At 66.1% G+C, this 13,726-nt stretch carries 17 protein-coding genes and 1 tRNA gene; 17 read left to right on the top strand and 1 reads right to left on the bottom strand.

The genetic code is table 11. The annotated features are described in order from the left end of the window. From gudD to AB1346_02440, 17 genes are all read left to right on the top strand, one after another. Window positions 1-238, top strand: a 238-nt coding sequence (gene gudD, locus AB1346_02360) for a glucarate dehydratase (GenBank protein MEW6719274.1), incomplete at its 5' end; no start/stop codon positions are given. Window positions 239-252: 14 nt separating this feature from the next. Continuing rightward, window positions 253-1,149 carry a 4-hydroxy-tetrahydrodipicolinate synthase gene (gene dapA / locus AB1346_02365; protein ID MEW6719275.1) on the top strand — a complete coding sequence of 299 codons (897 nt, stop codon included), beginning with the start codon at window positions 253-255 and terminating at the stop codon, window positions 1,147-1,149. Further along, window positions 1,142-1,651, top strand: a complete 510-nt coding sequence (locus tag AB1346_02370; protein MEW6719276.1) for a tripartite tricarboxylate transporter TctB family protein — start codon at window positions 1,142-1,144, stop codon at window positions 1,649-1,651. The genes dapA and AB1346_02370 overlap by 8 nt, the downstream gene beginning before the upstream one ends. Window positions 1,652-1,664: 13 nt before the next feature. Further along, window positions 1,665-3,179 carry a tripartite tricarboxylate transporter permease gene (locus AB1346_02375; GenBank protein ID MEW6719277.1) on the top strand — a complete coding sequence of 505 codons (1,515 nt, stop codon included), beginning with the start codon at window positions 1,665-1,667 and terminating at the stop codon, window positions 3,177-3,179. Then, window positions 3,176-4,150, top strand: a complete 975-nt coding sequence (locus AB1346_02380; protein ID MEW6719278.1) for a tripartite tricarboxylate transporter substrate binding protein — start codon at window positions 3,176-3,178, stop codon at window positions 4,148-4,150. Before AB1346_02375 ends, AB1346_02380 begins: the two co-directional genes overlap by 4 nt. Before the next feature lie 49 nt (window positions 4,151-4,199). Next, window positions 4,200-5,084 (top strand): 2-hydroxy-3-oxopropionate reductase, encoded by an 885-nt coding sequence (garR, locus tag AB1346_02385; GenBank protein ID MEW6719279.1) that lies wholly within the window; start codon window positions 4,200-4,202, stop codon window positions 5,082-5,084. Between the two features lie 166 nt (window positions 5,085-5,250). After that, on the top strand, window positions 5,251-6,159 hold the full coding sequence (ispE, locus tag AB1346_02390) for a 4-(cytidine 5'-diphospho)-2-C-methyl-D-erythritol kinase (protein MEW6719280.1): 909 nt from the start codon (window positions 5,251-5,253) through the stop codon (window positions 6,157-6,159). Next, window positions 6,141-6,428 carry a septation regulator SpoVG gene (gene spoVG / locus AB1346_02395; GenBank protein MEW6719281.1) on the top strand — a complete coding sequence of 96 codons (288 nt, stop codon included), beginning with the start codon at window positions 6,141-6,143 and terminating at the stop codon, window positions 6,426-6,428. Before ispE ends, spoVG begins: the two co-directional genes overlap by 19 nt. A gap of 15 nt (window positions 6,429-6,443) precedes the next feature. After that, window positions 6,444-6,517, top strand: a tRNA-Gln gene (locus tag AB1346_02400). 81 nt (window positions 6,518-6,598) lie between these two features. Then, window positions 6,599-7,534: a ribose-phosphate pyrophosphokinase gene (locus AB1346_02405; protein MEW6719282.1), complete on the top strand. Its 936-nt coding sequence runs from the start codon at window positions 6,599-6,601 to the stop codon at window positions 7,532-7,534. An 18-nt stretch (window positions 7,535-7,552) separates the two neighbouring features. Beyond that, window positions 7,553-8,248, top strand: coding sequence for a 50S ribosomal protein L25 (locus AB1346_02410; GenBank protein MEW6719283.1), 696 nt, complete (start codon window positions 7,553-7,555; stop codon window positions 8,246-8,248). Window positions 8,249-8,278: 30 nt separating this feature from the next. Then, window positions 8,279-8,938 (top strand): aminoacyl-tRNA hydrolase, encoded by a 660-nt coding sequence (pth, locus tag AB1346_02415; protein MEW6719284.1) that lies wholly within the window; start codon window positions 8,279-8,281, stop codon window positions 8,936-8,938. Continuing rightward, window positions 8,919-9,308, top strand: a complete 390-nt coding sequence (gene rpsF / locus AB1346_02420; protein ID MEW6719285.1) for a 30S ribosomal protein S6 — start codon at window positions 8,919-8,921, stop codon at window positions 9,306-9,308. The genes pth and rpsF overlap by 20 nt, the downstream gene beginning before the upstream one ends. A 30-nt stretch (window positions 9,309-9,338) precedes the next feature. Continuing rightward, window positions 9,339-9,749, top strand: a complete 411-nt coding sequence (locus tag AB1346_02425; protein MEW6719286.1) for a single-stranded DNA-binding protein — start codon at window positions 9,339-9,341, stop codon at window positions 9,747-9,749. Window positions 9,750-9,787: 38 nt separating this feature from the next. Next, entirely contained in the window at window positions 9,788-10,078 is a 291-nt protein-coding gene (rpsR, locus tag AB1346_02430; GenBank protein MEW6719287.1) for a 30S ribosomal protein S18, read from the top strand. Window positions 10,079-10,089: 11 nt separating this feature from the next. Next, on the top strand, window positions 10,090-10,536 hold the full coding sequence (rplI, locus tag AB1346_02435) for a 50S ribosomal protein L9 (GenBank protein MEW6719288.1): 447 nt from the start codon (window positions 10,090-10,092) through the stop codon (window positions 10,534-10,536). A gap of 49 nt (window positions 10,537-10,585) precedes the next feature. Beyond that, window positions 10,586-13,234: a replicative DNA helicase gene (locus tag AB1346_02440; protein ID MEW6719289.1), complete on the top strand. Its 2,649-nt coding sequence runs from the start codon at window positions 10,586-10,588 to the stop codon at window positions 13,232-13,234. Window positions 13,235-13,256: 22 nt separating this feature from the next. Here AB1346_02440 and AB1346_02445 read toward each other — a convergent pair. Beyond that, on the bottom strand, window positions 13,257-13,726 hold a 470-nt coding region (locus tag AB1346_02445; protein MEW6719290.1), incomplete at its 5' end, for a patatin-like phospholipase family protein.

Raw genomic sequence — 13,726 nt, forward strand, 5'->3', positions numbered from 1 at the left:
GCACTGGATCTGGCAGGACGGCCAGCGGCTCACCCGCGAGCCGCTGCGGATCGCCGGCGGGAAGGTCGCCGTCCCCGAGTCCCCGGGGCTGGGGATCGCCCCCGACATGGATCGGATCGAGGAGGCGCACAGGCTCTACAAGGAGAAGGCTCTGGGCGCCCGCGACGACGCGAAGACCATGCAGTACCTGATCCCGGGCTGGAAATTCGACAACAAGCGCCCCTGCATGGTGCGCTGAAGAGGGGGAGGGCCATGGACACGAGCTTCATCCGCGGAGTCATCCCGCCCATCGTCACCCCGGTGGACCGCGACGAGCGGGTGGACGAGCGCAGCCTGCGGCGGATGGTCGACCACGTCGTCGCCGGCGGCGTGCACGGCATCCTGTCGCTCGGAAGCACCGGGGAGTTCTTCGGGCTCGACCCGGAGCAGCAGCGGCGCGCCGTGCGGATCACCGTCGACCAGGCGAAGGGGCGCGTCCCGGTCTACGCGGGGATCGGGGCGATCTCCACCCGGGAGTGCATCCAGGGGGCAAGGATGGCCGCGGAGGAGGGGGCGCAGGCCGTCACGATGCTCCCGCCGATGTTCCTCTCCCCCAACGACGAGGAGCTGTACCGCCATTTCCGGGCGGTCGCGGACTCGGTCGCCCTGCCGGTGCTGCTCTACAACAATCCCGACCGGATGAACGTCAACATCTCGGCGGCGCTGATCGAGCGGCTGGCCGACGTCCCCAACATCGTCGGGGCGAAGGACAGCAGCGGCGACCTGGTGCTGACGGCGGAATACATCCGCCGGACGCGCGGGAAGGGATTCCGGGTCATGGCCGGCAGGGATATCATGATCCTCGGGACGCTCGCGTACGGAGGGGTCGGCTGCGTCGCCGCGACGGCCAACGTCGTCCCCTCCCTCGTGGTGGAGATCTACGACAAGTTCCGGTCCGGCGACCTGGCGGGGGCGCTGGAAGCCCAGTTCAGGCTGGCCCCCCTTCGGCTGGCGTTCAACCTGGGGAGCTTCCCGGTGGTGATCAAGGACGCGCTGAACCTGCTCGGTCTTGAAGTGGGGGAGCCGATCCGGCCGAACGGCCCCTGCACGGAGGCCAACCGGGCGAAGCTGCGGGACATCCTGGCCGGGATGGGCGCGCTGGATGGGTAGGGCGGGGCACGGCGGGGCGGAGAAGGTTTCCGCGGTCCTCCTGATCGCCTTCGGGATCTTCGTCGCTTTCTACTCCCACCATTACCTGAAGCTGGGGATGATGATCATGCCCGGCGCGGGCTTCCTCCCGTTCTGCATCGGCGTTGTCCTCTCGGTGCTGGGCGCCGTCTGGTACGTCAAGGTCCTCCTGGAAAAGCCGCACCGTCCGAAGGCCGGGGAAGGGGACGCCGCGGAGGCGGCGGCCGAAAAGCGCGCGGAGCGGGACATGGTCCTCGCGAGGCTGCTCCCGGGGATCCTTCTGGTGGTCCTCTACGCCTGGCTGTTCGAGAAGGCCGGCTACATCCTCTCCACCGCGCTGTTCATGGTCGGCTGGCAGAAGATCGTGGAGCGGGAAGGGTGGGCGAAGGCCGCGATCGTCTCCGCGGCGAGCGCGGCGTTCATGTACGTGCTGTTCGCCCGCCTCCTCAAGGTGTTCCTGCCGTCCGGTTCCTGGTGGTCCTGAGAGGAGGGGCGGGATGGAAACCATCGGCGGACTGATCGGCGGCTTCGGAATCGCGCTGACCCCCATCAACGTCCTCTTCGCCTTCCTCGGCGCGCTGGTCGGCACCGCCATCGGCGTCCTCCCCGGGCTGGGCCCCGCCGCCACGATCGCCCTCCTGCTGCCCGCCATCTATGTCGTCGACTCTCCCGTCACGGCCATCATCCTGATGGCCGGGATCTTCTACGGTTCGATGTACGGGGGCTCCACCACGTCGATCCTGCTGAACCTCCCGGGGGAGGCGGCGTCGGTCGTCACCTGCATAGACGGTTACAAGATGGCGAAGAAGGGGCGGGCCGGCGCGGCGCTGGGCATCGCCGCCATCGGATCGTTCGTCGCCGGGACGATCGGCATCGTCGGCATGACGCTGTTCGCCCCGGCGATCGCCAAGTTCGCGCTGAGCTTCGGCCCGCCGGAGAAATTCTCCCTGGCCGTCGTCGGGCTGCTGATGGCGGTGACCCTGTCGGGCTCCTCCATCGTCAAGGGTCTCGTGATGATGGCGATGGGGCTGCTCCTGGCCTCGGTGGGGCTGGACCCCATCTCCGGCAAGACGCGCTTCTCCTTCGGCGTCATCGAGCTGCAGAGCGGGTTCGACTTCGTCACGCTCGCCATGGGCGTGTTCGGGCTGGGAGAGATCTTCGTCGGGCTCGAATCCGCCGTAAAGGCTGAGGTCGCGACCACGAAGGTGGGGCAGGTCTGGCCCACGCTGAAGGACTGGGCGGCGTCCCGGATGGCGATCCTGCGCGGCACCCTGATCGGCTTCTTCGTCGGCGTGATCCCGGGCGGCGGCGCGGTCATCTCCTCGCTGGTCTCCTACGCGGTGGAGAAGAAGGTCGCGAAGAACCCCGCGGAGTTCGGGGAGGGCGCGATCGAGGGGGTGGCGGGCCCCGAGTCGGCGAACAACGCGGCGTCGAGCTCGTCGTTCATCCCGCTGCTGACGCTGGGCATCCCCGGGAACGCCTCCATCGCGATGATCTTCGCCGCCCTGATGATCAAGGGAATCACCCCCGGCCCGTTCCTCATCCAGGAGCACCCCGAGGTCTTCTGGGGCGTGATCGCCTCGATGTACCTCGGCAACGTCATGCTGCTGGTGCTGAACCTCCCGCTGGTGGGGCTGTGGGCGCAGCTCACGCGGGTTCCTTTCGGGATCATGGGGCCGGTCATCATCCTGTTCACCGTCATCGGCTCCTACAGCATCCAGGGACAGGCATTCGACATATACACGCTGCTCGCGTTCGGGCTGTTCGGCTACCTCCTGCGCAAGCTCCGGTTCGAGCCGGGCCCCCTGGTGCTTGCCTTCGTGCTGGGCCCCATGATAGAGCAGTCGATGCGCCAGTCGTTGCTCATTTCCGGGGGAAGTTTCTCGATCTTCCTTTCCCGCCCGATCTCCCTTGCCTTGATCGGCCTGTTCGCGGTCCTCGCCGTCGGACAGTCCGCATGGATGATCTACAACCGCCTCTCCACAAAATCCTTGAAAGGAGAAGAGAGATGAAAAGAACCACCGCATTGTTCGTCGCACTGCTGGTCGCATCGATCGTGGTCTTCGCCGCGCTCGCGTCCGCGGAGGAGTTCCCGTCGAAACCGATCACCGGCGTGGTCCCCTTCGGCCCGGGAGGGTCCACCGACCTGCTCGCCAGGGCCGTGGAGAAGGTCTGGCCGAAATATTCGAAGCAGCCGTTGGTAATCGTCAACAAGCCGGGCGGCGGCGGCGTGGTCGGGACGGAAGTCGTGGTTCGCTCGAAGCCCGACGGCTACACCCTGTACTTCGGCTACGGCTCCGGGCACGACATCGTCATGCCGTCGCTCCAGAAGATGCCCTATGCGCCGCAGGACCTGGCCGCAGTGGCGAGGCTCTCCATCCACTCCGTGGCCATTGTCACCGGCGCGAACTCCCAGTTCAACTCGGTCAAGGAAATGGTCGCGTGGGCCAAGAAGGAGAACAAGCCAGTCACCACCGCGGTCTCCGTCAAGGCCGGGGCGGTCGACCTGGCCCTGACCGCGCTGGGCAAGACGGCGGGGATCCAGATCGTCACGGTTCCCTTCTCGGGAGGCGCCGAGGCCACGACGGCGCTGGCCGGGGGGCATCTGATGATCGGCGGCGGCCATCCTTCGGAAATCCTTCCCCACATCAAGGCCGGGCGGTTCAAGGCGATCGGCGTTGCGCTTCCGGAGCGTGACCCGTCGATGCCCAACGTTCCGACGCTGAGGGAGCAGGGATTTGACGTGGCCACCTGGGGTTCCGTGAAGGGCGTCGCGGCGCCTGCCGGCACCCCGAAGGAAGTCATAAAGTACCTGGAGAGCACCTTGAAGAAGGTCTCCGAGGATCCCGAGTTCAAGCAGGCGATGGCGAACATGAACCAGCCCGTCATGTTCATGGGCAGCGAAGAGTACGCCAAGTTCATCAAGCAGGCCACCGACGATTATGCCAAGATCATCAAGGACCTGAAAATCTCGATCCAGTAACGGCCGCGATCCGCGACGGAAGGGGGCAGCGGACGGAAGGAGACAAGCGATGAAGACGGGCTTTATCGGGCTCGGCATCATGGGTCGGCCGATGGCGAAGAACCTGATCAAGGCGGGGCACGCGCTGGTCGTGCACGACATCAATCCCGCCCCTGTGAAGGAGCTTGCGGGCCTGGGCGCGGAAACGGCTTCCTCGCCGAAGGAAGTGGCACAGCGGTGCGAGGTCGTCATCACCATGCTCCCGAACTCGCCGCACGTGAAGGCGGCCGTCCTCGGACCGGACGGCGTCCTCGAAGGGGGCGCCCCCGGCAAGACCCTCATCGACATGAGCTCGATCGCGCCGCTGGCCAGTCGGGAGATCGCCGCGAAGCTGGCGGAGAAGGGGATGGAGATGCTCGACGCGCCGGTCAGCGGCGGCGAGCCGAAGGCCGTCGACGGGACGCTGTCGGTCATGGTCGGCGGAAAACAGGAAGTATTCGACAAGTGGTACCCCATCATGAAGGCCATGGCGGGCTCCGTGGTGCGGACGGGCGACATCGGCGCCGGCAACATCACCAAGCTGGCAAACCAGGTCATCGTCGCCCTGAACATCGCCGCCATGTCCGAGGCGCTGGTCCTGGCGGCGAAGGCCGGGGTGCAGCCGGAGCTGGTCTACCAGGCCATCCGGGGAGGGCTGGCGGGGAGCACGGTGCTCGACGCGAAGGCGCCGCTGGTCATGGACCGCAAGTTCAATCCGGGCTTCCGGATCAACCTCCACATCAAGGACCTCGGGAACGTGCTGGAGACCTCCCGGGAGATCGGCGTGCCGCTCCCGCTGACCGCCTCCGTCATGGAGATGATGCAGGCGCTGAAAGTCGACGGGCAGGGCGACATGGACCATTGCAGCCTGGCGAAGTACTACGAGAAGCTGGCGCACATCGAAGTGAAGCGATAGCGGAACAACACCGTGCGGGGGCGCCTTTTCCGACGTCCCCGCACGTTTTATTTTTACAGTATAAAATCGTGTTTGATGAATATTCCTCATTTGTCCCAGGTATATTGACACGCGGGGCCTCCTCATGATAAACGATAATAAAAACGGCGTTTGAAAAGGCGTTTCCTTGAATGCTTCCGCCGCAATAACCTTCCTGGCCCCCGCCAAGCTGAACCTGTCTCTTGAGGTATTCGGAAAACGGTCGGACGGATTCCACGACATCCGTTCCGTCATGGTCCCGGTCTCCCTCTACGACGAAGTGACCGTCGAGGGGTCGACCGACGGGGTTTCCGTGGAGTGCGACGCTCCCGGGATCCCCAAGGACGAGGGCAACAGCTGCCACCGCGCGGCGTCGCTCTTCCGGGAATGGGCGGGGGAACCGACCGGAGTGCGGATACGGCTCCGGAAAGGGATCCCCTCCGAAGCGGGGCTCGGAGGGGGAAGCTCCGACGCGGCCGCGACGCTGAAAGGGCTCTGCGCGCTCACGGGGAGGCGCCCGTCGCAGGAAGAGCTCCTTTCCATGGCGGCTCGCGTGGGGGCGGATGTCCCGTTCTTCACTTTGGGCGGGGCGGCGCTGGTGGAAGGATACGGGGAACGGCTTTCCCCGATGACGTGGGAAGTCCCGTTCCACGCCGTCATCGTCCTGCCTTCCTTCGGGCTTTCCACGCGGGAGGGCTACGGGCGGCTCCGGCGCGGTGCCATGGAACCGCCTCCGAAGGGAAATATCCCGTCGTTCCGGGATTTTTCGGATCTGGCGTCCTTCGTCCGGAACGATTTCGAAAAGGCGTGGGCCGCGGAGTACCCGGAAATCGGCGGGTTGAAAAGAGAGCTCAAGGCCGCCGGCGCGCTGGCCGCCGGACTGTCGGGGAGCGGGTCTGCGGTATTCGGCCTGTTCCCTTCCGAGGAGGACGCAAGGGGCGCCGCCGGGCGGCTGAAGGGAGGCGGGGGAGACGGGATGAGATGCTTCGTCGCGAGGAGCATCGCATCGGCAGGGAATGTCGGAGGAAGGAGGCAGCAATGCGCATCACCGAGGTGAGGGTATTCCCCGTGTCGGACAACGAGAAGCTCAAGGGGTACGCGACGATCATCCTGGACGACTGCTTCGTCGTCCGCGATCTGAAGGTCATCCGCGGGCCCAACGGGTTGTTCATCGCCATGCCGAGCAAGAAATCCAAGGACGGGACATATAGGGACATGGCCCACCCGCTGAATAACGAGACCCGACGAATGATCGAGGAGGCGGTGATCGGGGAGTACGAACGCTGGATGGGCGCCGGCCTTGACGATGCGGCGGCCTCCCGCTAATATCCAGCGGTAAGCTGGGAGGTCGTCTAATGGCAGGACAGCGGCCTTTGGAGCCGCATGTGAAGGTTCGACCCCTTCCCTCCCAGCCAGAATACCGCTTGCCAACGAGCCCGCTTTCGTTATAGTATTCACTTCTTTCGGCAGGAAGCCTCCTCCAACAGGGGAACCGTGTGACCAGATTAAAGATTTTCACCGGGAACGCCAACCCGGAACTGGCGAAGGAAATCTGCGCGTACCTCTGCATCCCGCTGGGCTCCGCGATGGTGAAGCGTTTCAGCGACGGCGAGATCAACGTCGAGATCCGGGACAACGTGCGGGGAGTGGACGTGTTCCTCATCCAGCCCACCTGCCCCCCGGTGAACGACCATCTCATGGAGCTGCTGGTGCTGATGGACGCCCTGAAGCGCGCGTCGGCGAAGCGGGTGACCGCGGTGCTGCCGTACTACGGATACGCGCGGCAGGACCGGAAGGTCCTCCCCCGGGCGCCCATCACCGCGAAGCTCATCGCGGACCTCCTGGCGGCGGCGGGCGTCTCCCGGGTGCTGACGATGGACCTCCACGCCGGCCAGATCCAGGGGTTCTTCAACATCCCGGTCGACCACCTGTACTCCTCCCCGGTGATCCTCGATTACATCAAGGCGAACTACCGGAACGACATCGTCATGGTTTCCCCCGACGCCGGCGGGGTGGAGCGCGCCCGGGCGATGGCCAAGCGGCTGAACGCCTCCCTCGCCATCATCGACAAGCGGCGCGAGGGGCCGAACGTCGCCCAGGTGATGAACATCATCGGCGAGGTCGATGGGAAGACGGCGGTGATGGTTGACGACATGGTGGACACGGCGGGAACGCTGGTCCAGTCCGCCGAGGCGCTTCGCGCCAAGGGGGCGAAGCACATCTACGCCTGCGCCACCCACGCGGTCCTGTCGGGGCCGGCCATCGAGCGGCTCGAAAACTCCCAGCTCGAGGAGCTCGTCGTAACGAACACGATCCCGCTGGGGGAGAAATCTTTGTGCCGGAAGATCCGCGTCCTCTCCGTGGCGCCCCTCCTCGGGGAGGCCATCAAGAGGATCCATTTCCAGGATTCGGTCAGCTCGCTGTTCGTTTAGGCCAGGAGGGAAGGGAAGATGGCAATGATGGAGTTGGCGGCGGAGCGCCGCCGCGATACGGGGAAAGAGATCAACCGGAAACGTCGCGCCGCGGGGCGGGTTCCCGGCGTCATCTACGGAAGGGGTCTCGAGACGCGGTCGATCGAGTTCGAGCGGAAGCCGCTCGAGAAGTTCCTCGACACCGCGCGGCGCGGGACGGTGATCGTGAAGATGACCGTCCGGGACGGCGGGGACGGGAAGGAGTCGTTCGCCGTCCTCAAGGAGGTGCAGACCAACCCCCGAACCGACCAGGTGACCCACGTCGACTTCTACGAGGTGGCGCTCGGTCAGAAGTTCCGCGTCGAGGTGCCGATCCGGATCCGCGGGAAGGCGGCGGGCATCGAGCTGGGCGGCATCCTCGAAGTGGTCATGCGCAGCCTCGAGGTCGAGTGCACGCCGGACCAGGTGCCCGAGTTCATCGAGGCCGACGTCAGCTCCCTCGGCATCGGGCAATCGCTGTCGCTCGGAAACCTCCAGTTCCCGCCGGGCGTCGTCCCCACGGAGAAGGACCTGAAGATGCCCGTCGCGGCGGTCCACACGCCGAAGGCCGAAGCGGCCCCGGCGGCGGTCGAGGCGGTCGAAGGCGAGGCGGCAGAGGGCGCAAGCGTGGCGGAGGGCGGCGAGAAGGAAGAGGCCGCGAAAGAGCCCGCGAAGAAGGAAAAGAAGGAAAAGTAAGGAGAGCAGCCCACGCGCCTCGTCGTCGGACTGGGGAACCCGGGGCGGAAGTACCAGGCCACGCTCCACAACGCGGGATTTCTCGCGGTCGACCGTCTCGCCTCCGGGTCGGGCGTTCGATGGCGGGTGTCCGGCGAGGCCGAGCGCGCGGAGTGCGAGCTGGAGGGGCGCCGGGTCCTCCTCGTCAAGCCGATGACGTTCATGAATTTGTCCGGCGCGGCGTTGGGCCCCTTGTACCGGAAGCTCGCGGAGGGGCCGGAAGACCTGGTGGTCGTCCACGACGACCTCGACCTCCCGGCGGGCGCCGTGCGGCTCAAGCGCGGCGGCGGCACCGGCGGACACAACGGGCTGAAATCGCTGCGGGAGCACCTGGGCACCCTCGAGTTCCTCAGGGTCCGCGTGGGGATCGGAAGGCCCCCGGAAGGGGTGGACCCCGCCGAGTACGTGCTGCACCCCCCCGATCCCGCATCGAGGGGGGCGTTCGAAGAGGCGGTCGCGGCCGCCTGCGCCGCGCTGGGCGACATCGCCCGGCTCGGTTTCGACAAGGCCATGACGCGGTGGAACGTGAAGCCGCGCAAACCCCGGCCGGACCCTCCGGCGGGGAACATACTCCTTGCCCCCGGCGAAGCGTCCGGGGGCTCGATCAGCCGAAAGGAGGCTAAACCGCAAGATGACACCGAAGAGGTATGAAACCGCCATCCTGTTCGACCCCGAACTCCCGGAGGACCAGAGGAAGGAGTTCCTCGGGAAGCTTTCGGGGGTGGTCGCCTCGTTCCAGGGCGAGGTCCTGAAGACGGACGACTGGGGAAACCGCAAGCTCGCCTACCAGATCCGGAAGAGAAGCAACGCTTTCTACACCTTCCTCCTGTACACAGGCACCCGCGGCGTCGTGGAGGAGGTGGAGCGCAACATCAAGATCTTCGACGGGATCCTGCGCCACCTGACCACCGTCCACACCGCGGAACTGAAGCCCGCCAAGGCCGCCGCTCCCCAGGGGGAGGCCCCGGCGCCGACCGAAGCGCCCGCGTCCGAAACGCCTTCGGCCCCTGCCGGGAAGTGAGGCAACCGCCCGCAATGGAGGGAACGCCGCATGGTCACGTTTAACCGCGTCATCCTGGCGGGGAACCTGGTCCGGGACCCGGAAACGCGCTTCCTGCCTTCCGGGACGGCGGTCACCGGATTTTCCGTGGCGGTGAACTCCCGTTACAAGTCGAAGGCCACCAACGAGGTCAAGGAGGAGGTCTCCTTCTTCGACATCGTAGTCTTCGGCAAGATGGGCGAAAACTGCGCGGAGTACCTCTCGAAGGGGCGGCCCGTCCTGGTCGAGGGGCGCCTTCGGCAGCGGAGCTGGGAGACCGACGGCCAGAAGCGTAGCAAGATCGAGGTCGTGGCCGACAACGTCCAGTTCCTGGGATCCGGTTCCGGCCGCGGCCAGAGCGCGGAAGGCACCGCCTCCGCGGGCGGGTCGCAGGAGCCGCCCGACGACGACATTCCGTTCTGAAAAAAACATACCGGTTGGAATAAAGGAGGAAGGAACCGATGAGCACCCCGTACAAGCCCCGGCCGTCGTCCGGGCCCCGCGAAGACCGCGGCCCCGGCGGGAAGAGACGCTACGTCCGGAAGAAGTTCTGCCGCTTCTGCGCCGAGAAGGAGCTCCAGATCGACTATAAAAACGCCTATATGATCAAGCAGTTCGTCTCCGAGCGCGGGAAGATCGTTCCCCGCCGCATCACGGGCAACTGCGCCAAACACCAGCGGAAGCTGACGATGGAGATCAAGAAGGCGCGCATCGTGGCGCTGATCCCGTTCACCGCCACGCAGGTCCGGTAGGGGGTGGGGCGATGAAAGTCATCCTGCGCGAGGACGTCGAGAAGCTGGGGAAGGCCGGCGATGTCGTGAAGGTCGCGGACGGGTACGGAAGGAACTACCTCATCCCGCGGCAGATGGCGCTCCTGGCGAATGTCCGGAACATGAAGACCCTCGACCATGACCGGCGGGCGATCGAGACCCGCGCGAAGAAGGCCCGGAAGGCCGCCGAGGCGACGGCCGAGACGCTCTCCGGGATGTCCCTCACCCTGGCCGCGAAGGCGGGGGAGGAAGGGAAGCTGTTCGGCGCCGTCACGTCGCGGGACATCGCCGAGGCGCTGGAGAAGGCGGGGATGAAGGTGGACCGCAAGGCGATACAGCTCGCGGATCCGATCAAGCAGCTCGGCGACTACAAGGTGAAGGTCCGCGTGGCGGCCGACGTCCTCCCCGAGGTCTCCGTCAGCGTGGTGGCCGAAGAGTAGGCGAACCCGCTTTCGCAATACGCAGCAGCACTCCGGACGGGGGGCGTCGATGAACGGTACGCGCAACGCGCCGCCAGGCGGCACCGACGCCTCCCTCCGGGTTCCCCCGCACAACCTTCACGCCGAGCAGGCCGTCCTGGCCTCGGTGCTCCTGAACAACGACCTCATGAGCGACGTCGTGGAGATCCTGCGCCCGGAGGACTTCTACCAGGGCGCGCACCGGACCCTCTACGAGTCCATGCTCGGCCTGTTCGAGTCGGGCCGGCCCATCGATCAGCTCACCCTGTCCTCCGTCATACGGGACCGCGGGGCGGAGCAGCAGATCGGGGGGCTCGCCTACCTGGCCGAGATCGTGTCGGCCGTTCCTCTCTCGGCGAACGCCTCCGACTACGCGACGATCGTCAAGGAGAAGTCGATCCTGCGCAAGTCCATCGCCGCCGCCCAGGAGATCTCCGCGGCGGCCTTCCAGGGCGTGGGCGACCTCCGGGAGTTCCTCGACGGCATGGAGGAGCGGATCTTCGCCATCTCGGGGGAGGAGATCAAGCCGAAGTACTTCTCCATGAACGAGATGGCGCGGGCGGCGCTCAAGGACATCGAGCGGGCCTACGAGCAGAAGAAGCGGATCACCGGCATCCCGACGGGCTTCGTCGACCTCGACGAGATCACCGCGGGGTTCCAGAAGTCCAACATGATCGTTGTCGCGGCGCGCCCCTCGATGGGGAAGACCGCGCTGTGCCTCAACATCGCGGTGAACGCCGCCACGGCCCACAAGGTCCCCGTCGCCATCTTCTCCCTCGAGATGAGCCGGCAGGAGCTGGCGATGCGCATGATCACCTCCGAGGCGCGGGTCAACTTCCAGCGGCTGCGGACCGGGCAGATCGGCCAGGAGGAGATCAACCGCCTCGTGGCGGCCGTCGCGCGGCTCTCCGACGCGCCGATCTACACGGACGACTCCGGCATGCTGTCGGTGCTCGACCTGAAGGCGCGCGCCCGGCGGCTGAAGAAGGACAAGGACATCGGGCTGGTCATCGTCGACTACCTGCAGCTCATGCGCGGCTCCTCCGCGCGCTCCAGCCCCGACAACCGGGTGCAGGAGGTGTCGGAGATCTCCCGCTCCATGAAGGCGCTGGCCAAGGAGCTCGACATCCCGGTGATCGCCATTTCCCAGCTCAGCCGCGGGGTGGAGAGCCGGCAGGACAAGCGGCCGCAGATGGCGGACCTGAGGGAGTGCGTCACGGGAGACACGCTCGTCCTGACCGCAGGGGGCGGCAGGGTTCCCATCCGGGATCTGGTCGGGAAGCAGGTCGACGTCTGGGCCATGTCGCCGGAGGGGCGCATCGTCGCTGCCGCCAGCGATAAAGTCTGGCCGGTGGGGGAGAGACCGGTCCTGCGGGTGTCGCTTGCGAGCGGGCGCACGATCCGGGCCACCGCGGAACACCGCCTGTATGGCGCCGGGGACTGGACCCGCGTGGGCGAGCTGAAGGCGGGGGATCGGCTCGCGGTCGCCCGCTTGGTTCCAGAGCCCGACGTTCCCTTGATCTGGCCTGAGGAGCATGTCGTGCTGCTGGGGCATCTGGTCGGCGACGGCAGTTATCTCGTCAATCAACCCATGCGATACACGACTGCTTCGGAAGAGAACAGCGCGGCGGTGGCAGATTCCGCCAGAAGAGCGTTCGGCGTCGACATCAAGCGTTACTCCGGACGGGGAAATTGGCACCAGTTGCTTATCACCGGGAATGGGAACCGGTGGCGCCCTGCGGGAGTGAACCGCTGGCTGCGGGATTTGGGAATCCACGGGCAGCGGTCCCACGAAAAACGGTTGCCGGCGGACGTCTTCCGGCTGGGGGACAAGCAGGTCGGGCTTCTGTTGCGCCACCTTTGGGCAACCGACGGCTGCATAAGTTGCCGTGCCCCTGGATCGAAAGGCGCCGCCCGCGTCTACTTCAGCACCGCAAGCGAGGGGCTTGCGCTCGACGTGGCTGCGTTATTGTTGCGGCTGGGGATTGTCGCAAGGATCCACTGCGTCAGGAAGTCGGGATACAGGCGGGTGTTCAATGTGGATGTTTCCGGAGCGGGCCAGCAGGCCGGCTTCCTCGACAAGGTGGGCGCCTTCGGTCCTCGCTCCTTGCCCGCGCAGCGGCTTCGCCATGAATTGGAGACGGTGGTTCCGAATACGAACGCGGATACTTTACCGCGCGAGGTGTTCCTCCAGGTGAAGGCGACGATGCAGGAGCGGGGGATATCTCAACGCACCATGGCAGCCATGAGGGGAACATCCTACGGGGGAAACGCCCACTTTTCCTTCGCTCCATCGCGGGACGTGTTGCTGGGATACGCAGAGATCCTTGAAGACGATGGCCTCCGGCGCTGGGCGGAAAGCGAACTGTTTTGGGACCGCGTCGTCGATATCCGGCCGGACGGCATGGAGGAGGTGTTCGACCTCACCGTCCCGGGACCCGCATCGTGGCTGGCCGACGGCATCGTGAGCCATAATTCCGGGGCGATCGAGCAGGACAGCGACCAGATCCTGTTCGTCTACCGCGAGGAGATGTACAGCAAGGAGAAGACGCCGCAGGAGGAGAAGGGGATCGCGGAGATCATCGTCGGGAAGAACCGCAGCGGCCCCATCAAGGACATCAAGCTCGCTTTCCTTTCCCAGTTCACCCGGTTCGAGAACCTGGCGCGCGACTACGAGTGACCGGGCCGGGCCTGCCTACCTCTCAGGCGTTCGGCCTGCCGAGTATGCGCAGGATCTTCGGGACCGTCTCCTGCGCGGCGCGCTCCCCCTCGAGGATCGCTTCGTGTCTCTTCGTGAAGTCGCCCGCGAAGATGTGCCCCACCTGCGGGCGGATCACGACGTCCGCCCGGGAATCCTGGTCCTCCGCGATCTTGGCGTACATGATGCTGCCCGCCTGGATGACGATGTCGAGGATCCCCTCCGGGACGGAGCCGTCGACCCCCGCGCAGATGTCCACCGCGACCACCACGTCCGCGCCGAGGAGACGGGCCGCGTCCACCGCGACCGGGGAGACGATGCCGCCGTCGACATAGCTCTCCCCGTCGATCTTCGCCGGCTGGAATATTCCCGGGATGGAGCAGCTCGCCCGCACAGCAGCCCCCGCGCTCCCTCTCGAGAAGATCCGCTCCCGTCCCGTCCGGATGTCCGTGGCGACCGTGTGGAAGGGGATCG

Source organism: Thermodesulfobacteriota bacterium (genome assembly GCA_040758155.1).
Taxonomy (GTDB): domain Bacteria; phylum Desulfobacterota; class Deferrimicrobia; order Deferrimicrobiales; family Deferrimicrobiaceae; genus UBA2219.

Coding starts and splice junctions, on each gene's coding strand:
- dapA (MEW6719275.1), top strand. CDS start 253: ATGGACACGAGCTTCATCCGCGGAGTCATCCCGCCCATCGTCACCCCG.
- AB1346_02370 (MEW6719276.1), top strand. CDS start 1,142: ATGGGTAGGGCGGGGCACGGCGGGGCGGAGAAGGTTTCCGCGGTCCTC.
- AB1346_02375 (MEW6719277.1), top strand. CDS start 1,665: ATGGAAACCATCGGCGGACTGATCGGCGGCTTCGGAATCGCGCTGACC.
- AB1346_02380 (MEW6719278.1), top strand. CDS start 3,176: ATGAAAAGAACCACCGCATTGTTCGTCGCACTGCTGGTCGCATCGATC.
- garR (MEW6719279.1), top strand. CDS start 4,200: ATGAAGACGGGCTTTATCGGGCTCGGCATCATGGGTCGGCCGATGGCG.
- spoVG (MEW6719281.1), top strand. CDS start 6,141: ATGCGCATCACCGAGGTGAGGGTATTCCCCGTGTCGGACAACGAGAAG.
- AB1346_02410 (MEW6719283.1), top strand. CDS start 7,553: ATGGCAATGATGGAGTTGGCGGCGGAGCGCCGCCGCGATACGGGGAAA.
- rpsF (MEW6719285.1), top strand. CDS start 8,919: ATGACACCGAAGAGGTATGAAACCGCCATCCTGTTCGACCCCGAACTC.
- AB1346_02425 (MEW6719286.1), top strand. CDS start 9,339: ATGGTCACGTTTAACCGCGTCATCCTGGCGGGGAACCTGGTCCGGGAC.
- rpsR (MEW6719287.1), top strand. CDS start 9,788: ATGAGCACCCCGTACAAGCCCCGGCCGTCGTCCGGGCCCCGCGAAGAC.
- rplI (MEW6719288.1), top strand. CDS start 10,090: ATGAAAGTCATCCTGCGCGAGGACGTCGAGAAGCTGGGGAAGGCCGGC.
- AB1346_02440 (MEW6719289.1), top strand. CDS start 10,586: ATGAACGGTACGCGCAACGCGCCGCCAGGCGGCACCGACGCCTCCCTC.